Source organism: Bradyrhizobium sp. PUT101 (assembly GCF_052043945.1).
Taxonomy (GTDB): Bacteria; Pseudomonadota; Alphaproteobacteria; order Rhizobiales; family Xanthobacteraceae; genus Bradyrhizobium.
Map to the genome: position 1 here is coordinate 7,335,261 of NZ_CP197207.1, position 21,294 is coordinate 7,356,554.

A 21,294-nucleotide genomic window follows, 5' to 3' on the forward strand; every position below is an offset into this window, starting at 1 on the left:
GGCACAGGCACGTTCCGTGCGGGCGACTGATCTTGTTGGTCCCGCCGGGGGCGCGCCGCGGCGGGACGCGGTTCACTCGGCAGGCCCCTGGACCGGTGCCGCGCTGATGTCACTGCCGTGATGCGTCAGCGGCTTCATGCCGGTGACGGTCCGCAGCAGCACATAGAATACCGGCGTCAGGAACAGGCCGAACACCGTGACGCCGATCATGCCGGAGAACACGGCGACGCCCATGGCTCGCCGCATCTCCGAGCCGGCGCCGGTCGAAAGCACCAGCGGCAAGACGCCCATGATGAACGCCATCGACGTCATCAGAATCGGACGCAGCCGCAGCCGGCTCGCCTCGATCGCGGCCCGGATCGGCGTGCGGCCGGCGAACTCGAGCTCCCGCGCGAATTCGACGATCAGGATCGCGTTCTTGGCGGAGAGGCCGACCAGCACGATGAGCCCGATCTGGGTGAAGACGTTGTTGTCGCCCTTGGAGATCCAGACGCCGAACATCGCCGCCAGGAGGCCCATGGGCACGATCATGATGATCGACAGCGGCAGCGTCAGGCTCTCATAGAGCGCGGCAAGCACCAGGAACACCAAGAGGATCGCCAATGGGAACACCCAGACGCCGGAATTGCCCGCGATGAACTCCTGGTAGGTCAGGTCGGTCCATTCGAAGGCAAAGCCCGGCGGCAGCACCTCCGCGGCGATCCGCGTCGCCACCTCCTGCGCCTGGCCCGATGAGAAACCTGGCGCAGCGGCCGCGTTGATGTCCGACGACAGGAAGCCGTTGTAGCGGATCGCGCGCTCCGGCCCCGCGCTCTGGCGGATCGTGAGCAGCGCAGACAGCGGCACCATGTCGCCGGAGGTCGAGCGCACCTTCAACTGCCGGATGTCGTCGGCGCGCGCGCGGAACGGCGCGTCGGCTTGAACCCGGACGGAATAGGTGCGGCCGAACTTGTTGAAGTCGTTGACGTAGTAGGAGCCCAGGTAGATCTGGAGCGTGTTGAAGACTTCCGTCACGGGTACGCCAAGCTGAAGCGCCTTGGTGCGGTCGATGTCGGCGAACAGCTGGGGCACGTTGACCTGGAAGCTCGAGAACACGCCGGCGATCTCCGGCGCCTTCTGCATCGCCGCCATGAACGCGTTCGTCGCTTCGTTCAGGGCGTCATAGCCGAGGCCGGCGCGGTCCTCGATCTGCAGCTTGAAGCCGCCGATGGTGCCGAGGCCATTGACCGGCGGCGGCGGGAACATGGCGATGAAGGCTTCCTGGATGCCCGCGTACTTCTTGTTCAGCTCGGCCGCGATGGCGGGGCCGCTGAGCGAGGGATCCTTGCGTTCGTCGAACGGCTTCAGCGTCGAGAACACGATGCCGGCGTTGGACGAGTTGGTGAAGCCGGAGATCGACAGGCCCGGGAAGGCGACCGAGCTCTCGACGCCGGGCTGGGTCAGCGCGATGTCGCTCATCTTGCGGATGACTTCTTCCGTCCGGTCCAGCGTCGCGCCATCGGGCAGGCGGGCGAAGCCGACCAGATATTGCTTGTCCTGTCCCGGCACGAAGCCACTCGGCACCTGTTGGAACAACAGGGCAGTGATGCCGACGAGAACCACGTAGAGGCCCATCACCGCGGCCTTGCCCGAGATCACCTTGCCAACGCTGCCGCTGTAGCTTTCGGAGGAGCGCGTGAAGGCCTTGTTGAAGCCGCGGAAGAACCAGCCGAGGCTCTTCTCCATGACCAGCGTCAGCTTATCCTTCGGCTCGTCGTGGCCCTTGAGCAGCAGCGCCGACAACGCCGGCGACAGCGTCAGCGAGTTGATCGCGGAGATCACGGTCGAAATCGCGATCGTCAGCGCGAACTGCTTGTAGAACTGCCCGGTGAGACCGGAAATGAAGGCGAGCGGCACGAACACCGCGATCAGCACCATGGCGATCGCGATGATCGGACCCGACACCTCGCGCATCGCCTGGTACGTTGCATCCCGCGGCGACAGCCCGCCCTCGATGTTGCGCTCGACGTTCTCGACCACGACGATGGCATCGTCGACGACGATGCCGATCGCAAGCACCAGGCCGAACAGGCTGAGCGCGTTGATGGAGAAGCCGAACACGTGCATCACCGCGAACGTGCCGACGATCGACACCGGCACGGCCAGGAGCGGGATGATCGAGGCGCGCCAGGTCTGGAGGAACAGGATAACGACCAGCACGACAAGGGCGATGGCCTCCAGCAGCGTGTGGATGACGGCTTCGATCGAGGAGCGCACGAACTGGGTGGGGTCGTAGACGATCTGGTAGGACACGCCCTCGGGCATGTTCTTCTTGATCTCGGCCATGGTGGCGCGAACGTTGTCGGAGATCTGCAGCGCGTTGGAGCCCGGCGCCTGGAAGATCGGGATCGCCACCGCCTGCTTGTTGTCGAGCAGCGAGCGCAGGCCGTATTCGGAGGCGCCAAGCTCGATGCGCGCGACGTCGCGCAGCCGCACGACTTCGCCGCGCGTGCCGGTCTTGACCACGATGTCGCCGAATTGCTCCTCGTTCGCGAGCCGGCCTTCCGCATTGACCGACAATTGCAGGTCGATACCCCTGACGTTCGGGGAGGAGCCGACCACGCCGGCGGCGGCCTCGACGTTCTGCGCCTGAATTGCCCGTACGATGTCGCTCGCGGTCAGGCCGTGCTCGGCCGCCTTCTGTGGATCGACCCAGACCCGCATCGAATAGTCGCCGGCGCCATAAAGCTGGACGTCGCCGACGCCGTCGATCCGCGCCAGCCGGTCCTTGACGTTGAGCACCGCATAGTTGCGCAGATACGTCATATCGTAGCGGCCGTTCGGCGACAGCAAGTGCACGACCATGGTGAGGTCGGGCGACGACTTCTTGGTGATGATGCCGAGCTGGCGCACCACGGCCGGCAGGCGCGGCTCGGCCTGCTGCACGCGGTTCTGCACCAGCTGCGTCGCCTTGTCGGGGTCGGTGCCGAGCCGGAACGTCACCGTCAGCGTCATCGCGCCGTCGGTGGTCGCCTGGCTCGACATGTAGAGCATGTTCTCGACGCCGTTGATCTGTTCCTCGATCGGGGTTGCCACCGTCTCCGCGATCACCTTGGGATTGGCGCCGGGATAGGTCGCGCGCACCACGACTGAGGGCGGCACCACGTCGGGGTATTCCGAGATCGGCATCGCGAACAGCGAGATCAGGCCCGCCAGGAAGATCAGCACCGACAGCACGCCGGCGAAAATCGGACGGTCGATGAAAAACTTCGAGAGATTCATTGGCTTTGCCCCTGGGCAATGTCTTCCCTATCTCCGACCGCTTCACCGTCGTTCCGGGGCGCGCGCATCGCGCGCGAACCCGGAATCCAGAGGTGAGATGACCGGAGCTTCGTAATCTCGAGATTCTCAGGTGCGCAATTGCGCACCGGAGTTCACGACTGCGTCGCGCCCCGGAATGACTTAGCGTTGCACCACGTCCTGGTTGCTGTGGTTGGAGGCGGCTTGCTGCCCGCGCGCACCCATGGCCGCGATCTCCGTCTTGAGCAGGGCACCGGGACGCACACGCTGTAGTCCGTTTACGATGATGCGGTCGCCGGACTTCAGGCCCGAGGTGACGATGCGAAGCCCATCGACGGTGCCGCCGAGCGTGACCGGCCGGTAGACGGCACGGTTGTCGTCGCCGACCGCCATCACGAACTTCTTGTCCTGGTCGGTGCCGATCGCGCGCTCGTCGATCATCACCAGCGCCTGCTGCTTCGGCTGGCCCATGCGCACGCGGGCGAACTGGCCGGGGATGAGGCGCCCGTCGTCGTTGCGGAATACGGCGCGGACACGGATGGTGCCGCTCTGGCCGTTGACCTGGTTGTCGATGAGCTGGATGTGGCCCTTCGCAGACAGGTCGCCCGAGGTCGTCATTTCGACCGGGATCTGGTCGAGCTCGCCGCGCCTGCCGGAGGCATCCGCGATCGAGTTCAGCGCGCGCAGCACGAGCTCTTCATCCGCATCGAACGAGGCGTAGATCGGATTGACCGAGACCAGCGAGGTCAGCACCGGGGACGCGGTGCCGGCGGCGACGAGATTGCCCACGGTGACCTCGATCTTGCCGACGCGGCCGTCCACGGGCGCGCGCACCTCGGTGTAGTCGAGATTGAGCTTTGCGGTCTGGAGCGTCGCCTCGGCCGCCTTCACATTGGCGATCGCTTCGCGATTGGCGTTGTCGCGCTGGTCGTAGTCGCGGCGCGTTACCACGGCGTTGCCGACGAGCTGCGCACCGCGCTCGAGCTCGCTCTGGGTGAAGACGACGCGCGCTTTCGCAGCTTCGAGCTGGGCCGCAGCCTTGTCGACCTCGGCCTCATAAGGGGCGGGATCAATCTTGAACAGCACGTCGCCGGCCTTCACCAGCGCCCCTTCGGTGAAGTTTGCCGACAGGATCGCACCCGCAACGCGCGGGCGGAGCTCGACGCGGTTGATGGCCTCCAGCCGGCCAGAGAAGTCGTCCCACAGCACGGTCTGCCGTGGCTCGATCATCGCGACGGTGACGGAAACGGCTTGTTCGGCCGCGGCTGCCGGTGCCGTCGCTTGCGCCGCGTGAAAGTAGCGGCCGGTCGCCATCGAGCCGGCCACGGCGAGGGCGCCCACGATGGCGACGCCGCCCAGAAGGCGGCGGAAACGGCCGGTGCGAGAGGTGTTTTGGGAGGGGGGCATTTGCGCGCTCCAGATATGTAGTGTTCACTACAGATGTGGAGCTGGATACCGCAGTGCAAGATACTTATGTACCATTCACTAAGAAAATTGTAGCGGCATACCGCAAGAATTGGAAGACCCTGGGAAAGTAGAATTAGAACAAATAGTTAGGATTCGACGTTAAGCCTTCTGCAGAACGCGAATTCCGAGGAGACAGGCACATGGGCATGGGACGCCCCCGCGAATTCGACGCCGAAATGGCGTTGGACCAGGCGATGGAAGTGTTTTGGCGCCATGGCTATGAGGGCGCGACCATTGCCCAGCTCACCGAGGCCATGGGCATCAACCCGCCCAGTCTCTATGCCTGCTTCGGCAACAAGGAAGGCCTGCTGAAGGCCGCTCTCGACCGCTACACCAAGCTGCGGAACATCTGGATGGAGGAGGTGGTGGCAGCGCCCACCGCCCGCGCCGTCGCCGAGCGGATGTTGATGGGCATCGCCGACAAGCAGACCGATCCTGCCAATCCGCCCGGCTGCCTGCTGGTGCAAGGCGGCATCGCCTGCGGCACCGGCTCCGAGAACGTCCCCTTCGAATTGGCCACGCGCCGCGCCCAGAACGAGGACCAGCTCCGCGACCGTTTTGTTCGCGCCAAGGCCGAAGGTGATCTCAAGCCAACGTCCGATCCCGCCGCGCTTGCGCGTTATGTCTCCGCGGTGTCGGTCGGCATGGGTGTGATGGCGTCCTCAGGCGCGGATCGCGAAGCGTTGCGGCAGGTCGCGAGTGTCGCCGTGCAGGCGGTCGAGGCGCAGTCGGCTGACAAGACGTAGCTATCTCGCAGATCGCATTGCAGACAGCGATGGCGGCGGGACGAAGCCGCCGAACTCGCGTTCGATCAGTTCGGCCAGCGCAATCGTCGTACGGTCCTCCAGATACGGCCCGATGATCTGAACGCCGATTGGCAAGCCTGACGCCGTGCGCTCGATCGGGACGGCGGTCGCCGGCAGTCCGCAGGTCGAGGCGGGATCGGCCCAGATGAAGCACGCATCGGAGTAATCGTAGAGCTTGCCATCGATGTCCAGTTGCCGCGCGTCGAACGGCTCCGACTGGTCATGCGGAAAGGCCGGCACGGCGGCGGCGGGATAGATCACCGCGTCGAACTCGCGGAACAGCTGATGCCACTTCTGTTGCAGCTGCAGGCGGGCAGCATCGGCCGCCAGCCAATCGCGATGGATCATGCCCCAGCCGCGGGCGCGCTCGGCCTGCAGGCTGCGATCGCCGGGTGAGAGCGTCGCGGCAACGCCTTGCGCCTCCGCAAGCGCGGCCGGTGTCAGGCGCGGGCTTCGCGCGGCGTTCAACAGCTTCATGTAGAGCCGTGCGGACTCGGCGAGATCGGGCAGCGACGTGCTCGCGCGCGCCACTTGCGCGCCTGATCGTTCGAGCCGTTCCGCCAATCGTTCGATGGCAGAACGCACGGCGTCGCCCGTCGGCATCAGCGGGTGGGTGTCGATCACCAGAATCCTGAAATCCCCAAGCTGCGCATGTCGCGGTGCCGGCAGCGCAAGGCGGTAGCCGATCCCGTCGCGCGTCTCGTCGGGACCGGCAATCACGTCGAGCGCCAATGCGAGATCCGAGGCGGTGCGCGTCATCGGCCCGATCACGGCGAGATCGCCCTGGCCAGGTACGGGCGGTGCCGGTGGCAGGCTGTATCCGCGCAGCGGGACCAGGCCGAGGCTCGGCTTGTGCCCGAACACGCCGCAGAAATGCGCGGGGACGCGGATCGAGCCGCCGATGTCCGAGCCGATCGAGAGCGGGCCGAAGCCCGCCGCCAGCGCCGCACCCGATCCGCCCGAGGAGCCGCCGGGCGACCGGCCGAGATCCCACGGGTTGTTCGTCGTCCCGTGGATCTCGTTGTAGCTCTGGAAATCCCGCAAGCCGATCGGGATATTGGTCTTGCCGATGATGACGGCACCCGCCGCCTTCAACCGCGAGACAATAAGGGCGTCTTCCGCCGGTCGAAAATCCCTGAAATGCGGAAAACCCCATGTCGTCGGCAGGCCGGCGACGTTGAACGGCTCTTTCAATGTCACGGGGATGCCGAGCAATGACATCCGCTCGCCGCGGCCAAGCGCGGCATCGGCGGCGCGGGCGGCGTCTCTCGCGCGATCGAAATCGCGAACGATGATCGCGTTGATCTGCGGATCGAGCGCCTCGATGCGCGCGATGGTGTGCTCGAGCAACTCTGTCGCCGACATCTCGCGCGCGTGCAGGGCGCTCAGCAGTGCACCGATCGAGCCGTAATTCACATCAACGGCATCTGTGGCCGGCCCTCGCTGCATCACGATCTCCCTTGCATCTCATCGTCTCGGCGAACCGATCCGGGCGTCAAGCATGCAATGTCGGGAGCGGGATGAGGAGGCGGCGCAACGGGAACCAGATCTGCCCGCCGATCGGGGGCGGGGCTATCGCATCTCGTCGTGATGCCCGGGCTTGTCCCGGGCATCCACGTTCTCATTGCTGCACGACAAGGCTGGTGGCCGGGACACGCCCGCGACGGTGTGGAGACTAGCGGAGCTCCGGCCTGGGATAGGAGCGACTGCGATTGAACCGAGAGCCCGGTTCAGGACGCCTCCTTGAGCACCGGCGCGGCCGTTTCCTCCGCCTTGAGCTCCTCGAGGCTGCGATGCCGGGGCTCGATGCCGAGGGCCCAGACCGTGATGATCTGCACCACCAGCAGCCCGATCATCAGCGCCATCACGCCGGCCACGCCGCGCGACTCGAACAGCGAGACAACGAGGAACGGCGTGACGATCGTGGCGCCGCGCCCCAGCGTGTTGACGAGGCCGGAGGCGCGCAGGCGAACCTCGGTCGGAAACAGTTCGGGGATGTAGATGCCAAACAGGAGCGCGACCAGCACATAGATCGGCACGGTCAGCGCGAAGCCCACGGCCGGCAGCAGGATCGGATCCGAGATCATGGGATAGAGGATGCCCAGCGCCACCGCGATCAGCGACGCGCCGATGATCGTTGGCTTGCGGCCCCAGCGGTCGGCGGTCAATGCGCCGATGGCCGCGCCGATCGGCGCGCCGAGCGCCATCAGCAGCGAATAGCCGAACGATGTCGCGACCGACAGGCCCTGCTTGACGAAGAACACGGGCAGCCAGGTCACGAAGCCATAGAGCAGGGTGTTGATCGTGATCAGGCAGACGGCGCCGACGATCATCCGCGACAGCAAGGGCGGTGTGAATAACGTGCCGAGATCGGGAGCGACCGGAGCGGGTGTCGTGGGCGCTGGAGCAGGCAAGGGCTGTCCTTGCGCCGCTTCCTTCTCGATCGCCTGCATCAACGCTTCCGCCTCGGCGGTGCGTCCCACGGCTTCGAGCCAGCGCGGGGATTCCGGCAGCGACTTGCGCATGTACCAGACGACGAGCGCGCCGATGCCGCCGAGCACGAACATCGAGCGCCAGCCGAATTGCGGAACGAGCACGGATGCGATCAAAAGTGCTGCTGGCAGGCCCGTTACGACGCAGACGGCGGTGAGGCCGAGCCATTTGCCGCGGGTGCGGGCGGGCACGAACTCCGTCATCGTCGAATAGCCGACGACGTTCTCCGCGCCGAGCCCGACGCCCATCACGAAGCGGCAGGCGATCAGGAAGGCCATGTTCGGCGCGAATGCCGCGGCAAGGGAAGCGATACCGAAAAGAAGGAGATTGAACTGATACGTGAATCGGCGACCGTAGCGGTCGCCAAGGAAGCCGGTGCCGAACGACCCCAGCATCATGCCGACGAACGTCGCGGAGATGAAGGCCGCGTTCTGAGCGAGCGTCGAAAAGCCTGATTTCAGCGTGACGCTGAGCACGGTTCCGGCGATGTAAATGTCGAAGCCGTCGAAGAACATGCCGATGCCGATCAGCAGCATGATGCGGCGGTGGAATGGCCCGACCGGCAGCCGATCGAGGCGGCCACCCGCGTTTACCGATGTCGACATTGACGCTCTCCCTTGACTGTCATTCTGGTTGATGCGGCCCGCCTTCTATGGGCGGTCGGCCGCTTGCAGTACTGCTAGTTCAGTCGCTTTTGACTGGCCGTGTCGCGGTACCAGTCGAACGGCTGCTCGTGGGTCGCGACCATCACGCTCTTGGTGTTGAAATGGTCGTTGAAGCTTTCGGTGCCGCATTCGCGGCCGATGCCGGAATCGTCGACGCCGCCCCAGGGCGAGGCCGGGTCGAGGCGGTGATGATCGTTGATCCAGACGATGCCGGCCTTGACGGAGGCGGCGACACGGTGGGCGCGGGCGACGTCGCGGGTACGGATCGCTGCGGCGAGGCCGAAGGGCGAGTCGTTGGCAAGCCTGAGCGCATCGGCCTCGTCCTTGAACGGTGTCACCGAGGTGAAGGGACCGAACACTTCCTCCTGGAAGATGCGCATGTCGGATTTGACGTCGGCGAAGACCGTTGGCTCCACGAAATATCCGTTGTCGTGGCCCGGCACCTTGGCGGCAACGCCGCCGGTGACGAGACGCGCGCCGTCGGCGTGACCATAGCCCGCATAGGCGAGAACGCGGTCGCGCTGCTTGGCCGAGATCACTGGGCCCATTTGGGTGCTGGGATCAAAAGGATCGCCGACGCGGATCGTGCGGGTCTTGGCCTGCAGCTTCTCGACGAACTCGTCGTAGATCGAGGCCTGGACGAGATGGCGCGAGGCGCAGACGCAGGTCTGCCCGGCGCCGATGAAGGCGCCGAAGGCGGCATAGTTGACGGCGCGGTCGACGTCGAAATCGTCGAACACCATCACCGGCGTCTTGCCGCCAAGCTCCATGGTCTGATGCGCGAACACTTTTGCGGCTGCGCTGCCGGCGATGCGGCCTGCCTCGGTGCCGCCGGTCAGGACCAGCTTGTTGATGTCGCCGTGCTCGGCCAGCATCTTGCCGGCGCTCGGGCCGAGGCCGAGCACGATATTGAAGACGCCGGGCGGCAGGCCCGCCTCAGTGAAGATCTGCGCGAGCTTCAAGGTCGTGAGCGGCGTGTATTCGGACGGCTTCACCACGGTGACGCACCCGGTCGCCAGCACCACGGCGAGCGACTTGCACAGGATCATCAGGGGGTGATTGAATGGGGTGCAATTGGCGACGATGCCGATCGGCGTGCGGAGCGTGTAGTTCAGATAGGCGCCTTCGACGGGGATCACGGAGTCACGGCGTGACAAAGCGAGGCCGGCGAAATAGCGGAAGAAATCGGGCAGGCGGGAGAGCTGGGCGCGGGTCTCGTTGACCGGGCGGCCGTTGTTGAGAGTCTCGAGCCGATACAGGCTGTCGAGATTGGCCTCGAACGCATCGGCGAGCTTGTTGACCAGTCTGGCCCTGGCGCGGGTGTCCATGCCGCCCCAGGCCTTGCCGTCGAACGCGGCGCGCGCGCTTTTCATGGCGCGGTCGATATCCTCAGCGGTTGAATTGGGAATGCGGGCAATGACGTCGCCGGTCGCGGGATTGCGAATATCCAGCATCGCACCGCCTCCGGCCTCGACTTCCCGTCCATCGATGAAATTGCCGTGGGTTTCGACGTCGATCGACGCGGGTTTCGACGGAACGTTCATGATGACCTCTCCTCGACGATGACGGCGTTGCGCTTGAGCGCCGGCAGAACGCGTTTTTCGGTGTCCCCGATGTGAGCCTTGATGATGCGCGCCGCGGTGCGCGTTTCGCGCTGCTGCATGGCGTCGATCAGTGCGACGTGCTCTGCGACGAGCTTTGCGGGGTCGTGGCCCTTCAGGTTGGAAATGCTGACGCGGACCAGCCGGTCGGCCTGGCCGATCAGGTCGCACAGCGCCGTCGCCATGCGGCGATTGCTGGAGGCATGGGCCAGCGCAGTGTGGAAGCCGCGATTGTAGGCGATGAAGTCCTCGTGATTGCCCGAGAAGCGGCGGAATTCGTCGAGCGATTTCAAGACGCTGTCGGGAGCGCTCTCGATCGCTTCAGCGACGCAGGCCGGCTCCAGTGCGAGGCGGAAGCGCAGGAGATCGCGGGCATCGGAGAGCGAGATTGGCGTCACTCGGTAGCCCTGGCGCGGCTGCACCGTCACGAGGTGCTCGCGTTGGAGCCGCAGAAGCGCGTCCCGGACCGGTTGCCGGCTCACCGAATAGCGCTCGGCAAGGTCCTGCTCGCGCATTTCATCGCCCGGCGTAAGGCGGCAAGCTAAAATATCAGCTCTGAGAAGATCGTAGATATTTTCGCGCAAAAGCATGATTCTTTTGACCTCGTTGGCCATAATCTGACAATCCTGATATTTCACGTCAAGAGCCAAATGCTTGAATTCCCTGACAGTTGATTTATCAATCAAGGGCCTCCGCGGCATGCCAGCCGCCGACGAAGCGAGGGAAAGACCGGAATATGGACAGGCTTCTTGCCAACGGGACCGTCAACGCCGCGCAATCGGGCGAGGGGCCGCCGCTCTTTCTTTTCCATTCGCTGCTATCGGATCGGGCCAGCTTCGATGCGATCGTGCCGGAGCTTGCGGGATCGTTTCGAATCATCGTGCCGGAGTTGCCCGGGTTCGGCCGTTCACGCGCGGTCGAGGGCGGACTTGCTGCTGTCGCGGACCGGATGGCAGAGGCTGTGCGGGATGCCGCGGGCGGCGCGCCGTCGATCGTGCTCGGCAATGGCTATGGCGGCTTCGTCGCCCTGCAGATGGCGATCCGGCATCCGAAGATCGTCAGCCGGCTTGTTCTCGCTGATTGCGGCGCGGCCTTTTCGGAGCCCGGACGCGAGGCATTTCGCAACATGGCGAAGGTGTCCCGGGCAAAGGGGCTGGAGGCCATCACTGACGTCGCGATGCGGCGCCTGTTCGCGCCCGAGTTTCAGGCGCGGCATCCGGAGCTGATGCAGGATCGTCGTGCAGCATTCCTACGGACCGATCCCGATGTGTTTTGCAGCGCATGCGATGCGTTGGCCGGCCTCGATCTCCGCGCCGAGCTTGCCGCGGTGAAAGTTCCGGTCCTCGTTCTGGTCGGCGAGCACGACGAAGCAACGCCTCCGCCGATGTCGCACGAGCTGGCTGCCGGGTTGCCGCACGCCGAGCTCAAGATCATTCCAGGATGCGCGCACGTGCCGCAGCTTCAATCGCCGCGGCAGTTTCTCGGAGCTCTCGAGGGATTCTTGCGCTGATCTTCGCCCGGCCGGAGCCGGTCGCGTATCGGAAACAGCGATGCCTTCCGAGCGGTTAATGGCGTCGGTGCAACGACGAACTCGCAATTGGCGATGATGTAATTCTGCGCCTGTTTTGCCCGACGAGTCAAACCTTCGTGCCGACAGGGCAAGAGTCGCGGCGGACGAAATTCTTCAGTGATTTCTACTTTGCATGGGGTTGTTTTCGCGTTTTTTGTCAGCGCGCTCCGCGCCACAGCATCAGCTGTCAGAGTCCGTATCGCTACGGGACCTCCTAAGAGTTTCTACACACAGTTCTGGCACGCTCCGCGCGTCAATATCCGCAACCTGCATCGTCGCGTCTCATCGCGCGCACGAAAAGACGAGATCCGCGGACATCGAGGGGCGTAAGCGATGACTGCACTTGCTTCGGACGCTGGTCGCGCGAAGGATGGGATCGTGCCGATCCTGTTGTGCGTCGTGCCGTTCAGCCAGATTCCGCTCGATGCCTATACGCCAGGCCTGCCGCAGATGGTGGCGGATCTCGCCGCTGACGCGGCGTCGATGCAGAACACAGTCACCGCCTACATGCTCGGCATGAGTCTCGCGCTGGTGCCGGTCGGCATCGCCTCCGACACGCTCGGCCGCCGCAACGTCCTGCTCGCAGGGCTCTCGGTGCTGATCGCGATGAGCATCGCCTGTGCGCTCGCCACCAGCGCCTCGCTGCTGCTTGCGTTGCGCTTCCTCCAAGGCATCGGCGGCTGCACCTGTCTCGTCGTCGCCTATGCGGTCGCCGCCGATTGCTTCCGCGGCCGCGAGCTCACGGCGGTTTCGGGTCTGCTTGGAGCCGCCTGGGGATTGGCGCCCGTGCTTGCGCCGGCAGCCGGCGGCTTCATCGTCGAGCTGACGTCCTGGCGCGGTGTCTTCGTCGTCATTGCCATCGCCGCAGCAATCGTTGCCACGATCGTCGTATTTCTTCTGCCTGAAACGTTGCCAGCGGAACGACGTGCGCCGTTCGATCCGCGCCGCACTGCCGGTATCTTGCGCGAGGCACTCGTTCGCCGGAGCTTCCTGGCTTTCGTGCTGGTCTTTGCCGCGGCGGCGAGCGCGCAGCTGGCGTTCGGCGTCGTCGCGCCGTTCTTCTACCAGACCGGCCTCGGCTATTCGGCGGCCATCTACGGCCTCGTCGCGCTCGGGCTTGGCGGCGTCAATCTCGCAGGCGAACTGGGCTGCGCGCATTTCGCACGCTTCATCCCGGCACGCATGCTTGGCCTCGGCGCCTTCGCGCTGTTTCTTGCCGGTGCGGTGGTCCTGACCGTAACAGGCATGACCCTCGGTCTGGATTTCATGTCAATCACGATCGGCGGTGCGCTGGTGCTCGGCGGCTGCGGCGTGCTGTGTCCGATGATGTACGGCATGGCGCTCGGCCTGTTCGAGCGCGACCACGGCCTGATCGGCGGCCTCATCAGCGCGCTCTGCTATCTCGCCGTAAGCGGTGTCATGGCGATCGCGGCAGTGTTGCCCGAGGCGACGCAGGCGCCGATCGGATGGCTCTACCTCGCTCTCTGCGCCGCCGCCGGAGCGCTGCTCGCGATCTCGCTGCCCTCGGCGCGCGACGCCATACAGAATTTAGAAGGAACCAAATCATGACCACCGTCGGTATTCGCGGCACGTTCTTCGACTTCGTCGACGATCCCTGGAAGCACGTCGGCAACGAACAGGCGGCCGCGCGCTTTCATCAGGACGGCCTCATGGTCGTCACCGACGGAATCATCAAGGCGTTCGGGTCGTACGACAAGGTCGCCGCCGCGCATCCGAACGTCGAGATCACCCATATCAGGGACCGCATCATCGTCCCGGGGTTCATCGACGGCCATATCCACCTTCCGCAGACCCGCGTGCTCGGCGCCTACGGCGAGCAGCTGTTGCCGTGGCTCCAGATGTGGATCTATCCGGAAGAGCTCAAATACAAGGACCGCAACTATGCGCGTGAGGGCGTGAAGCGCTTCCTCGACGCGTTGCTGGCCTCCGGTACCACCACCTGCCAGGCGTTCACGAGCTCTTCGCCGGTCTCGACCGAGGAGCTGTTCGAGGAGGCAGCCCGCCGCAACATGCGAGTCATCGCGGGCCTCACCGGCATCGATCGCAACGCGCCGGCCGACTATGTCGACACGCCCGACAATTTCTATCGCGACAGCAAGCGGCTGATCGCGCAGTACCACAACAGGGGCCGCAACCTCTACGCCATCACGCCGCGCTTCGCCTTCGGCGCCTCGCCGGAACTGCTGAGAGCGTGTCAGCGCCTCAAGCACGAGCACCCGGACTGCTGGGTCAACACCCACATCTCCGAGAACCCGGCCGAATGCAGCGGCGTGCTGGTCGAGCATCCGGATTGCCAGGACTATCTCGGCGTCTACGAGAAGTTCGACCTGGTCGGTCCAAAGTTCTCCGGCGGCCACGGCGTCTATCTCTCCAACAACGAGTTCCGCCGCATGTCGAAGAAGGGCGCCGCGGTGGTGTTCTGCCCGTGCTCGAACCTGTTCCTCGGCAGCGGCCTGTTCCGCCTCGGCCGCGCCACCGATCCCGAGCATCGCGTGAAGATGTCGTTCGGCACCGACGTCGGCGGCGGCAACCGCTTCTCGATGATCTCCGTACTGGACGATGCCTACAAGGTCGGCATGTGCAACAACACGCTGCTCGACGGCAGCATCGATCCGGCCCGCAAGGATATCGCCGAGGCCGAACGCAACAAGCTCTCGCCCTATCGCGGCTTCTGGTCGATCACGCTCGGTGGTGCAGAAGGTCTCTACATCGACGACAAGCTCGGCAATTTCGAGCCCGGCAAGGAGGCCGATTTCGTGGCGCTCGATCCGAGCGGCGGGCAGGCCGCGCAAGCGTGGCATCAGTCGCTGATCGCCGACGGCGCCGGCCCGCACACGATGGATGAGGCCGCGAGCATGCTGTTCGCCGTGATGATGGTCGGCGACGATCGCTGCGTCGACGAGACCTGGGTGATGGGCAAGCGTCTCTACAAGAAGAGTTGAGGCGGCCGCGATGAGCGCATCCCCCGACACGGCCCGCCAGCCGGTCGCCCTCGTCATCCAGCGCCGCGTCGCCGACGATGGCTTTGCCGCGTTCGCGCGGTGGAACGGCGAGGTTGGCGAGGTGCTCAAGGCATGGCCCGGCTTCCTCGGCCAGGAGGTAGTGCCGCCACAGCCGCCGGCGCATGTGGACTGGGTGACGATCCTGCGTTTCGCCAGCCCGGCCGCAGCACGCGCCTGGCTCCAGAGCGAGGAGCGGGCGAAACTGATCGGGCAGGTGCAGCGCTTCTTCGTCGGTTCGGAGGACGTCCAAATCCTGCCCGACACCGGCATCCAGCGCGACAGCGCTGTCTCGGCGGTCATCTCTTTCAAAGTCCCCGATGGGCTCGAGGATGCGTTCCTGAAATGGCAGCAACGCATCCAGGCGGCGGAGGCCGAGTTCAAGGGTTTCCTGCGCCACAAGATCGAGCGGCCGATTCCGGGCCTGCACGACGAATGGATCATCATCCTGTCGTTCGACTCTGATGCCAATCTCAATGCATGGCTCGACTCGCCCTTGCGGCAGACGCTGCTGAAGGAGGGCGAGCGCTTCAACGCCGGCATGAACGTGAAGCGGGCGAGCTACGGCTTCAATTTCTGGTTTCCGGCCGGCAAGACGGAGGCTTCCGAGCGAGGGCCCGGCTTCATCTGGAAGAGCAACCTGATCGTCCTCCTGGTGCTCTATCCCGTGGTCTATCTCTGGGGCTATTTCATCAGCGCGCCCTTGATCGACAGAAACGGCGTGCCGGTCTGGCTGTCGCTGTTCGTCGGCAATCTCGTGAGCACCCAGCTGCTCGGCTGGTGGCTGGTGCCCGCAGCCTTCAGGGCGCTCGACTGGTGGGTGACGTCGAAGGCGACGCTCGGCCGCCAGATCGCGGGCTATGCGCTGCTTGTAGCGCTCTACGTCGCGTCGATGGCCCTGTACGCGCTGCTGCTCACGTGGCATTGGGGGCGGTGAGACCGTCCACAGCCGGACCGCGTGACGACCATGTTCGCCCTGACATTTCTCGGCACCTCCGCCAGCGTTCCCTCGGCCGAGCGCAATCATCCGGCGCTCCTCGTGGAAGCCGCGGGCAAGCGTGTCCTGATTGATTGCGGCGAGGGCACGCAGCGCCAGTTGCTGCGCAGCGGCGCCGGCTTTCGGCGGCTCGACCGCATCCTGCTGACGCACGCTCATCTCGATCACGTACTCGGCATTCCCGGCCTCTTCTCGACGCTGGGCCTGCGGCAGACCTCCGACGTGATGACAATTCACGGCGGGGAAGGAACGCTCGACATCGTCATCCGAATGCTCGCAGGTCTGTGGGGCGCGGGCCGGGCGCCCATCGCGGTCGAGTTCGCACCGCTGACCGCAGGGCAGGTCATCGATGCCGGTGAATTCACCATCGACTGTTTTCCGGTCCGCCATCGCGACACCGACAGTTTTGGTTTCGTATTCCAGAGCCCCGCGCGCCGTCGTCTTCGGCCCGATCGGCTCATGGCGCTTGGTGTTCCCGACGGTCCCTTGCGCGGCGAATTGGCCGCGGGTCGCCCGGTCGTGCTTGCCGACCGAACCGTCGACCCGGAAGACGTCCTTGGCCCGCCGAGCGGCGGCAGGAAGCTCGTCGTGATCGGCGACACCGAGACCACCGAGGGGCTGTCGCAATACGTTGCCGGCGCCAACGTGATGGTGATCGAGGCGACGTTCCTCGATCGTGACGCGCCGACCGCGCGGAGCTACGGCCATCTCACCGCGGCAGAAGCGGCTTTCTTTGCAGCCACGAATAATGTCGGGCAGCTCGTGCTGACGCACATGTCCGGACGCTACGAAGACGAGGAGATTCTCGCCGAAGCCGCAAAGATCTTCCCGAGTACCCGGATCGCCGCGGACTTCGATCGCATCGTCGTCTGATCAGCCCGTCGCGAGGTCATGAGACCGGCCGAAAAGGAGCAGCAAGACGCGTTTCGCTCGAGCGTGAACGCAGCGAGAACACGCGACGATGTTCACAGAAGGACTGGACCGCGAAGGTCAGCGCGGCTATATGAGCGGCCTGCGAGCGCTGATTTGCAGAACTTCAGCCAGCCTCGCAGGACTTCCGAAGAAAGCTTAGCGATTTCAAGCGCTTCGGTGGGGAATGGTGTAACGGTAGCACAACAGACTCTGACTCTGTTTGTCTTGGTTCGAATCCAGGTTCCCCAGCCAGCTCCCGGTCCTTCCCAAGGTGTAGTTCAGATCCCGAGCAGGATGGCACGTTGATCGGCCGCGTCGGCGCTCGCGACGCTTTGCCTCATCTCGCATTCGTGTTTCCGAGTCGGATAAGCGCGAACTGTATCGTCCTTGGGCCGTACAACCCAAGGAGATCCCTGATGCCCTATGTCGATGGTTTCATTCTTGCCGTGCCGAAGGACAAGATCGAGGCCTACAAGGTGCTAGCGAAGACCGCCTGCGCGCTCTGGATGGAGCACGGCGCGCTCGATTATGTCGAATGCATCGGTGATGACGTTCCTTATGGAGAGCTCACCTCGTTTCCGCGCGCGGTGATGGCGAAAGAGGACGAGGTCGTGGTGTTCGCCTGGATCGTCTACCGCGACCGGGAGACCCGCGATGCCGTCAACAAGAAGGTGATGGAGGACCCGCGGATGAAGTTCGAGGGCATGCCGTTCGACGGCAAGCGCATGATCTATGGCGGCTTCACGACGCTGCTCCGGGCGAACGATATCGTTGGCTGACAGCAGGCGCGGAAAGCCTATTTCGCGGCAGGTTGACCGACCTCCGCCTGCAGCAACAGCGACAGGCAGCCGGCGAGCCGCGTCTCCATCTCTTTCGACGAAAGCGACAGCGGCCCGGGATCGTTGAGAATCGCGTTCACCAGCGTGCCCAGCACGACCTGGAAGCCGAAGGCGATGACGCGGGCTTTTGCCGCTTTGCGGCCCTTGCCCATGGCCGGCAACAGGAGAGGGGTTGCGCGCATCGTGGTCGCCTGGGCGAGCGCCTTGAACGGCGTCCATTTGTCCGGGCGGGTGTCGTCATGCTGGAGCGTGGCGCGCAGCACGCCCTCGTGGCTGCGCATCCAGGCCACGATGCCGCTGACGATGATCTGGCAGAGCTGGTCGAGGCTCGTATCCGGTGACGGGCGCCTGATCTCGCCCAGCCGCTGCTCGCCGTCGCGCGCGGCCAGCGCCATCAGGGCGTTGAAATAGGCCTCCTTGCTCTCGAAACGGCTGTAGAAGGCGCCGACAGTGGCGCCGACCTCGGCGCAGAGCGCCTCGATCGAGAGCTCGGCAAGGCTGCGCGTCCGCAGCATGTCGGCGCCGGCGCGCAGCAGCGCCAGGGTCGTCTCGCGGCTGCGCTTCTGCCGCGACGGGGCGACTCCGGGTAGGTCGAAATCGCGAAGCTCGGGCACCGAACGTGGCCTCATCCGTGCTTGCATCCCGGTCAATTTCATAATCATAATTCTGATTATGATTTTAAGCCTGGGCAAGCTGCGGGTCAACCGCGACCGCCGGGCATGGCACAGGGAGGAGCAGATGAGCGCAGGAAGCACCGCGTCGTTCCGCGGCACCGTCGGCAAGACCATAGCGGATTCACGGCCCTGGTGGCCGGAGGCCGTGAAGCCGCCCGAGGGCGCGCCGAACATCCTGGTGGTGTTGTTCGACGATGTCGGCTTCTCCGATTTCGGCTGCTACGGCTCGGCGATCAGGACGCCGACCATCGACAAGCTCGCCGCGGAAGGCCTGCGTTACAGCGGCTTCCACACCACGGCCATGTGCTCGACCACGCGCGCGGCGCTGCTCACCGGGCGCAACCATCATTCGGTCGGCGTCGGCTGTCTTGCCAATTTCGATTCCGGTTATCCCGGCTATCGCGGCAAGATCGCGCGCGAGGCGGGGACGCTCGCCGAGATGCTGCGCGTGCACGGCTACCGCAACTATATGGTCGGCAAATGGCATGTCACGCCGCTGACCGAGAGTGGCGCCACCGGTCCGTTCGACGGCTGGCCGCTCGGGCGCGGCTTCGACCGCTTCTACGGCTTTCTCGATGCCGAGACCGACCAATATGCGCCGGAGCTCGTCTCCGACAACACGCATATCGATCCGCCGGGCACCCATGCCGAGGGTTATCATCTGACCGAGGATCTGATCGACCAGACCATCCGCTTCATCGGCGATCACCATGCCGACCGTCCGGATGTCCCCTGGCTCACCTGGGTCGCGCTCGGCGCCTGCCACGCGCCGCATCAGGCGCCGGCCGAGATCATCATGAGCTACGACGCCGCCTTCGCGCACGGCTGGGACGTCGAGCGCGAGCAGCGGCTGGCGCTCCAGAAAGCCATGGGGCTGGTGCCGGAGGCAACGCGGATGCCGGCGCGCAATGACGGCGTCAAGGCCTGGGAGGAGCATTCGGCCGACGAGCGCCGCGTCTTCACGCGCCTGCAGGCGGCCTTCGCGGGTATGCTCGACCATTCCGATCGGCATCTTGCCCGCCTCGTCTCGTTCCTGGAGACGGCCGGTATCCGCGACAACACCGTGATCATCGTGATGTCCGACAATGGCGCGAGCCAGGAGGGCGGGCCGCTCGGCTTCGTCAACGCAATGGGACCGTTCAACTTCAAGCCGGAGCCGATCGCTGAAAAGCTCAGCCGCATCGATGACATCGGCGGGCCAGACACGCACAGCAATTTCCCGCATGGCTGGGCGATGGCCTCGAACACGCCGTTGCGCCGTTACAAGCAGAACACCCATGGCGGCGGCGTCCGCGATCCCTTCGTGATCAACTGGCCGAAGAAGATCGCAGGCCGAGGCGAGTTGCGGCACCAGTTCGTCCACGCCTGCGATCTCACGCCGACGCTGCTGGAGCTGGTCGGCATCGAGGCCCCTGCAACGATCGCGGGCTGCCGGCAAATGCCGCTGGAGGGCGAGAGCTTTGCGCGTTCGATCACGGAGGCGTCTGCGCCCTCGAAAAGCTCGCCGCAATATTTCGAGATGTTCGGCCATCGCGGGCTCTGGCACGGTGGATGGAAGGCGGTTGCCTTTCATCCGTCGGGCACGCCGTTCGAGAACGACAAATGGGAGCTGTTTCATCTCGACGAGGACTTCTCCGAGACCTGCGACCTCGCGGCCAGGGAGCCGGAGCGCCTTGCCCGGATGATCGCGGCATGGTGGGAAGAAGCCGAGAGGCACAAGGTGCTGCCCCTCGACGACCGCTTCGGGCCGCGCTTTGCGGAGAATGCCGCGCGCTTTCACGGCGCACGCCGGCACTTCGTCTTCCACGCCGGGATGGGGCATGTGCCGACGGACGTGGCGCCTGATGTGCGCAGCCGCAGCTACACGATCCAGGCGCATGTCGAGATCGGCGAGGCGGGCGCAGACGGCGTGCTGATCTCACACGGCGATGCGACGTCGGGCTACAGCCTTTACGTCAAGGGCGGCCATCTCGTGCACGATCTCAACATCGGCGGCAGCCACCAGATCGTGCGGTCGGACCGCAAGGTGCCGCCGGGCGCGCGGCGTCTCGGCGTTCACGTCGAACGGCTTGTGCGCAAGGAGCCGCCGGCCAAGGGCGCGCGCACGGGTGTCTCGGAATACACGCTGCTGATCGATGGCGAGCCCGCGGGTTCGCTTCAGACCCAGCTCGGCTTCCACACGCTGATTTCGTGGTCCGGGCTCGACATCGGCCGCGACCGCGGCAGCCCGGTGTCGGATTACGAGGCGCCCTTCGAGTACGAGGGACGTCTGCTGCGCGTCACGGTCATCATGCACGACGACCAGAAGCTCGATGGCGATGCTGTCGGCAAGGCGCAGATGGCGCGGCAATAGCGGAAGAAGCCCGTTACTTGATCTTGTCGTAAGCTGCCCCGAAATCGCCCAGCGGCATCGGAATCGCGATCGTCTCCTTGGCCATGTTCTGGAAGGAGACCTTCAGCTGCTTGCCCGACCGCAAAGAGGCGAGCAGGTCCGGCGCGACCGGGGTCGAGGCGTAGCAGCCGCGGTTCTCGCAGGTCTGGATCTGGAGATCGACCGTCTTGCCCTCGTCGACCTGGAGCTTGGCGCCGATGGGAAGGTTGAGGCCAAGCGGCAATTGCAGCAGCGCCACCGGCGTGCGGGTGTCGGGCGCGATGCGGATGTTGATCAGGAGGACGGTCTGGCCGGTCTTGGTCAGCACCGCGTTCTGCTCCATCGCGCATTCGAGCGGCGCATCGCGGCTGGCGCTGGTGCAGCGGACGATCCAGCCGGGTTGCGCAGGAGCGCCGTCAGCCTGTGATTGCGTCGGGGCAGGCGCGGGCTGTGTGGCCGGGGCAGGGGGCGCGGTGTTCCTCTTGGCGGCCTGCTGGGCATACGCGGCGCCAAATGACAACAAGACAGCTGCGGCAAGGGCGACAAGTCTGGGTTGCATGAGCATGGCGAAACCGCGGTGGCGTGAAACGGGGCCCCGCT

Annotated in this window: 16 protein-coding genes and 1 tRNA gene; 9 read left to right on the plus strand and 8 right to left on the minus strand. The window is 65.1% G+C overall.

Going from position 1 to position 21,294, the window contains the following annotated elements:
• Window positions 1–72 precede the first annotated feature (72 nt).
• Both ACSHT2_RS34710 and ACSHT2_RS34715 read right to left on the minus strand, forming a co-directional pair.
• Complete coding sequence (locus ACSHT2_RS34710; RefSeq protein WP_440639624.1) at window positions 73–3,261, minus strand: efflux RND transporter permease subunit; 3,189 nt, start codon at window positions 3,259–3,261, stop codon at window positions 73–75.
• A gap of 180 nt (window positions 3,262–3,441) precedes the next feature.
• On the minus strand, window positions 3,442–4,686 hold the full coding sequence (locus tag ACSHT2_RS34715; protein ID WP_440639626.1) for an efflux RND transporter periplasmic adaptor subunit: 1,245 nt from the start codon (window positions 4,684–4,686) through the stop codon (window positions 3,442–3,444).
• A gap of 200 nt (window positions 4,687–4,886) precedes the next feature.
• Between ACSHT2_RS34715 and ACSHT2_RS34720 the strand changes: the two genes are divergently transcribed.
• A complete protein-coding gene (locus ACSHT2_RS34720; protein WP_440639627.1) occupies window positions 4,887–5,492 on the plus strand; it encodes a TetR/AcrR family transcriptional regulator in 606 nt (201 codons plus the stop codon).
• Here the strand turns inward: ACSHT2_RS34720 and ACSHT2_RS34725 are convergent, their stop codons facing one another.
• The 4 genes from ACSHT2_RS34725 to ACSHT2_RS34740 form a co-directional block, all read right to left on the minus strand.
• Window positions 5,493–7,001 (minus strand): amidase, encoded by a 1,509-nt coding sequence (locus tag ACSHT2_RS34725; RefSeq protein WP_440639628.1) that lies wholly within the window; start codon window positions 6,999–7,001, stop codon window positions 5,493–5,495.
• Between the two features lie 281 nt (window positions 7,002–7,282).
• Window positions 7,283–8,650: an MFS transporter gene (locus ACSHT2_RS34730; RefSeq protein ID WP_440639630.1), complete on the minus strand. Its 1,368-nt coding sequence runs from the start codon at window positions 8,648–8,650 to the stop codon at window positions 7,283–7,285.
• Between the two features lie 74 nt (window positions 8,651–8,724).
• The gene (locus ACSHT2_RS34735) at window positions 8,725–10,254 is read right to left on the minus strand and encodes an aldehyde dehydrogenase (RefSeq protein WP_440639632.1); all 1,530 of its coding nucleotides are present in this window, start codon (window positions 10,252–10,254) and stop codon (window positions 8,725–8,727) included.
• The gene (locus ACSHT2_RS34740) at window positions 10,251–10,901 is read right to left on the minus strand and encodes a GntR family transcriptional regulator (RefSeq protein WP_440639633.1); all 651 of its coding nucleotides are present in this window, start codon (window positions 10,899–10,901) and stop codon (window positions 10,251–10,253) included. Before ACSHT2_RS34740 ends, ACSHT2_RS34735 begins: the two co-directional genes overlap by 4 nt.
• A gap of 146 nt (window positions 10,902–11,047) precedes the next feature.
• On the opposite strand from ACSHT2_RS34740, the gene ACSHT2_RS34745 reads away from it, so the two are divergent.
• The 7 genes from ACSHT2_RS34745 to ACSHT2_RS34775 all read left to right on the plus strand — a co-directional run bounded on the left by ACSHT2_RS34745 (window position 11,048) and on the right by ACSHT2_RS34775 (window position 17,589).
• Window positions 11,048–11,821, plus strand: coding sequence for an alpha/beta fold hydrolase (locus ACSHT2_RS34745; protein ID WP_440639634.1), 774 nt, complete (start codon window positions 11,048–11,050; stop codon window positions 11,819–11,821).
• Between the two features lie 393 nt (window positions 11,822–12,214).
• Entirely contained in the window at window positions 12,215–13,450 is a 1,236-nt protein-coding gene (locus ACSHT2_RS34750) for a multidrug effflux MFS transporter (protein WP_440639636.1), read from the plus strand.
• Window positions 13,447–14,844: a guanine deaminase gene (guaD, locus tag ACSHT2_RS34755; RefSeq protein WP_440639638.1), complete on the plus strand. Its 1,398-nt coding sequence runs from the start codon at window positions 13,447–13,449 to the stop codon at window positions 14,842–14,844. Before ACSHT2_RS34750 ends, guaD begins: the two co-directional genes overlap by 4 nt.
• Before the next feature lie 10 nt (window positions 14,845–14,854).
• Window positions 14,855–15,838, plus strand: a complete 984-nt coding sequence (locus ACSHT2_RS34760; protein ID WP_440639639.1) for an antibiotic biosynthesis monooxygenase — start codon at window positions 14,855–14,857, stop codon at window positions 15,836–15,838.
• A 30-nt stretch (window positions 15,839–15,868) separates the two neighbouring features.
• The gene (rnz, locus tag ACSHT2_RS34765) at window positions 15,869–16,771 is read left to right on the plus strand and encodes a ribonuclease Z (protein ID WP_440639640.1); all 903 of its coding nucleotides are present in this window, start codon (window positions 15,869–15,871) and stop codon (window positions 16,769–16,771) included.
• 217 nt (window positions 16,772–16,988) lie between these two features.
• Window positions 16,989–17,062: transfer RNA gene (locus tag ACSHT2_RS34770), tRNA-Gln, on the plus strand.
• A gap of 164 nt (window positions 17,063–17,226) precedes the next feature.
• Window positions 17,227–17,589 carry a DUF1428 domain-containing protein gene (locus ACSHT2_RS34775; protein WP_319331324.1) on the plus strand — a complete coding sequence of 121 codons (363 nt, stop codon included), beginning with the start codon at window positions 17,227–17,229 and terminating at the stop codon, window positions 17,587–17,589.
• Window positions 17,590–17,606: 17 nt separating this feature from the next.
• Here the strand turns inward: ACSHT2_RS34775 and ACSHT2_RS34780 are convergent, their stop codons facing one another.
• The gene (locus ACSHT2_RS34780) at window positions 17,607–18,278 is read right to left on the minus strand and encodes a TetR/AcrR family transcriptional regulator (protein WP_440639641.1); all 672 of its coding nucleotides are present in this window, start codon (window positions 18,276–18,278) and stop codon (window positions 17,607–17,609) included.
• Between the two features lie 109 nt (window positions 18,279–18,387).
• Between ACSHT2_RS34780 and ACSHT2_RS34785 the strand changes: the two genes are divergently transcribed.
• Window positions 18,388–20,676, plus strand: a complete 2,289-nt coding sequence (locus tag ACSHT2_RS34785; RefSeq protein ID WP_440639643.1) for an arylsulfatase — start codon at window positions 18,388–18,390, stop codon at window positions 20,674–20,676.
• A 13-nt stretch (window positions 20,677–20,689) separates the two neighbouring features.
• Here ACSHT2_RS34785 and ACSHT2_RS34790 read toward each other — a convergent pair whose 3' ends face one another.
• Window positions 20,690–21,259, minus strand: coding sequence for an invasion associated locus B family protein (locus ACSHT2_RS34790; protein WP_440639645.1), 570 nt, complete (start codon window positions 21,257–21,259; stop codon window positions 20,690–20,692).
• Between the last annotated feature and the right edge of the window lie 35 nt (window positions 21,260–21,294).

Bases quoted from the DNA above. Each gene is read 5' to 3' on its own strand.
- ACSHT2_RS34760 (WP_440639639.1), top strand. From the start codon at position 14,855: ATGAGCGCATCCCCCGACACGGCCCGCCAGCCGGTCGCCCTCGTCATC.
- ACSHT2_RS34710 (WP_440639624.1), bottom strand. From the start codon at position 3,261: ATGAATCTCTCGAAGTTTTTCATCGACCGTCCGATTTTCGCCGGCGTG.
- ACSHT2_RS34790 (WP_440639645.1), bottom strand. From the start codon at position 21,259: ATGCTCATGCAACCCAGACTTGTCGCCCTTGCCGCAGCTGTCTTGTTG.
- ACSHT2_RS34730 (WP_440639630.1), bottom strand. From the start codon at position 8,650: ATGTCGACATCGGTAAACGCGGGTGGCCGCCTCGATCGGCTGCCGGTC.
- ACSHT2_RS34735 (WP_440639632.1), bottom strand. From the start codon at position 10,254: ATGAACGTTCCGTCGAAACCCGCGTCGATCGACGTCGAAACCCACGGC.
- ACSHT2_RS34775 (WP_319331324.1), top strand. From the start codon at position 17,227: ATGCCCTATGTCGATGGTTTCATTCTTGCCGTGCCGAAGGACAAGATC.
- ACSHT2_RS34725 (WP_440639628.1), bottom strand. From the start codon at position 7,001: ATGCAGCGAGGGCCGGCCACAGATGCCGTTGATGTGAATTACGGCTCG.
- ACSHT2_RS34745 (WP_440639634.1), top strand. From the start codon at position 11,048: ATGGACAGGCTTCTTGCCAACGGGACCGTCAACGCCGCGCAATCGGGC.
- rnz (WP_440639640.1), top strand. From the start codon at position 15,869: ATGTTCGCCCTGACATTTCTCGGCACCTCCGCCAGCGTTCCCTCGGCC.
- ACSHT2_RS34715 (WP_440639626.1), bottom strand. From the start codon at position 4,686: ATGCCCCCCTCCCAAAACACCTCTCGCACCGGCCGTTTCCGCCGCCTT.
- ACSHT2_RS34720 (WP_440639627.1), top strand. From the start codon at position 4,887: ATGGGCATGGGACGCCCCCGCGAATTCGACGCCGAAATGGCGTTGGAC.
- ACSHT2_RS34785 (WP_440639643.1), top strand. From the start codon at position 18,388: ATGAGCGCAGGAAGCACCGCGTCGTTCCGCGGCACCGTCGGCAAGACC.
- ACSHT2_RS34780 (WP_440639641.1), bottom strand. From the start codon at position 18,278: ATGAGGCCACGTTCGGTGCCCGAGCTTCGCGATTTCGACCTACCCGGA.
- ACSHT2_RS34740 (WP_440639633.1), bottom strand. From the start codon at position 10,901: ATGCTTTTGCGCGAAAATATCTACGATCTTCTCAGAGCTGATATTTTA.
- ACSHT2_RS34750 (WP_440639636.1), top strand. From the start codon at position 12,215: ATGACTGCACTTGCTTCGGACGCTGGTCGCGCGAAGGATGGGATCGTG.
- guaD (WP_440639638.1), top strand. From the start codon at position 13,447: ATGACCACCGTCGGTATTCGCGGCACGTTCTTCGACTTCGTCGACGAT.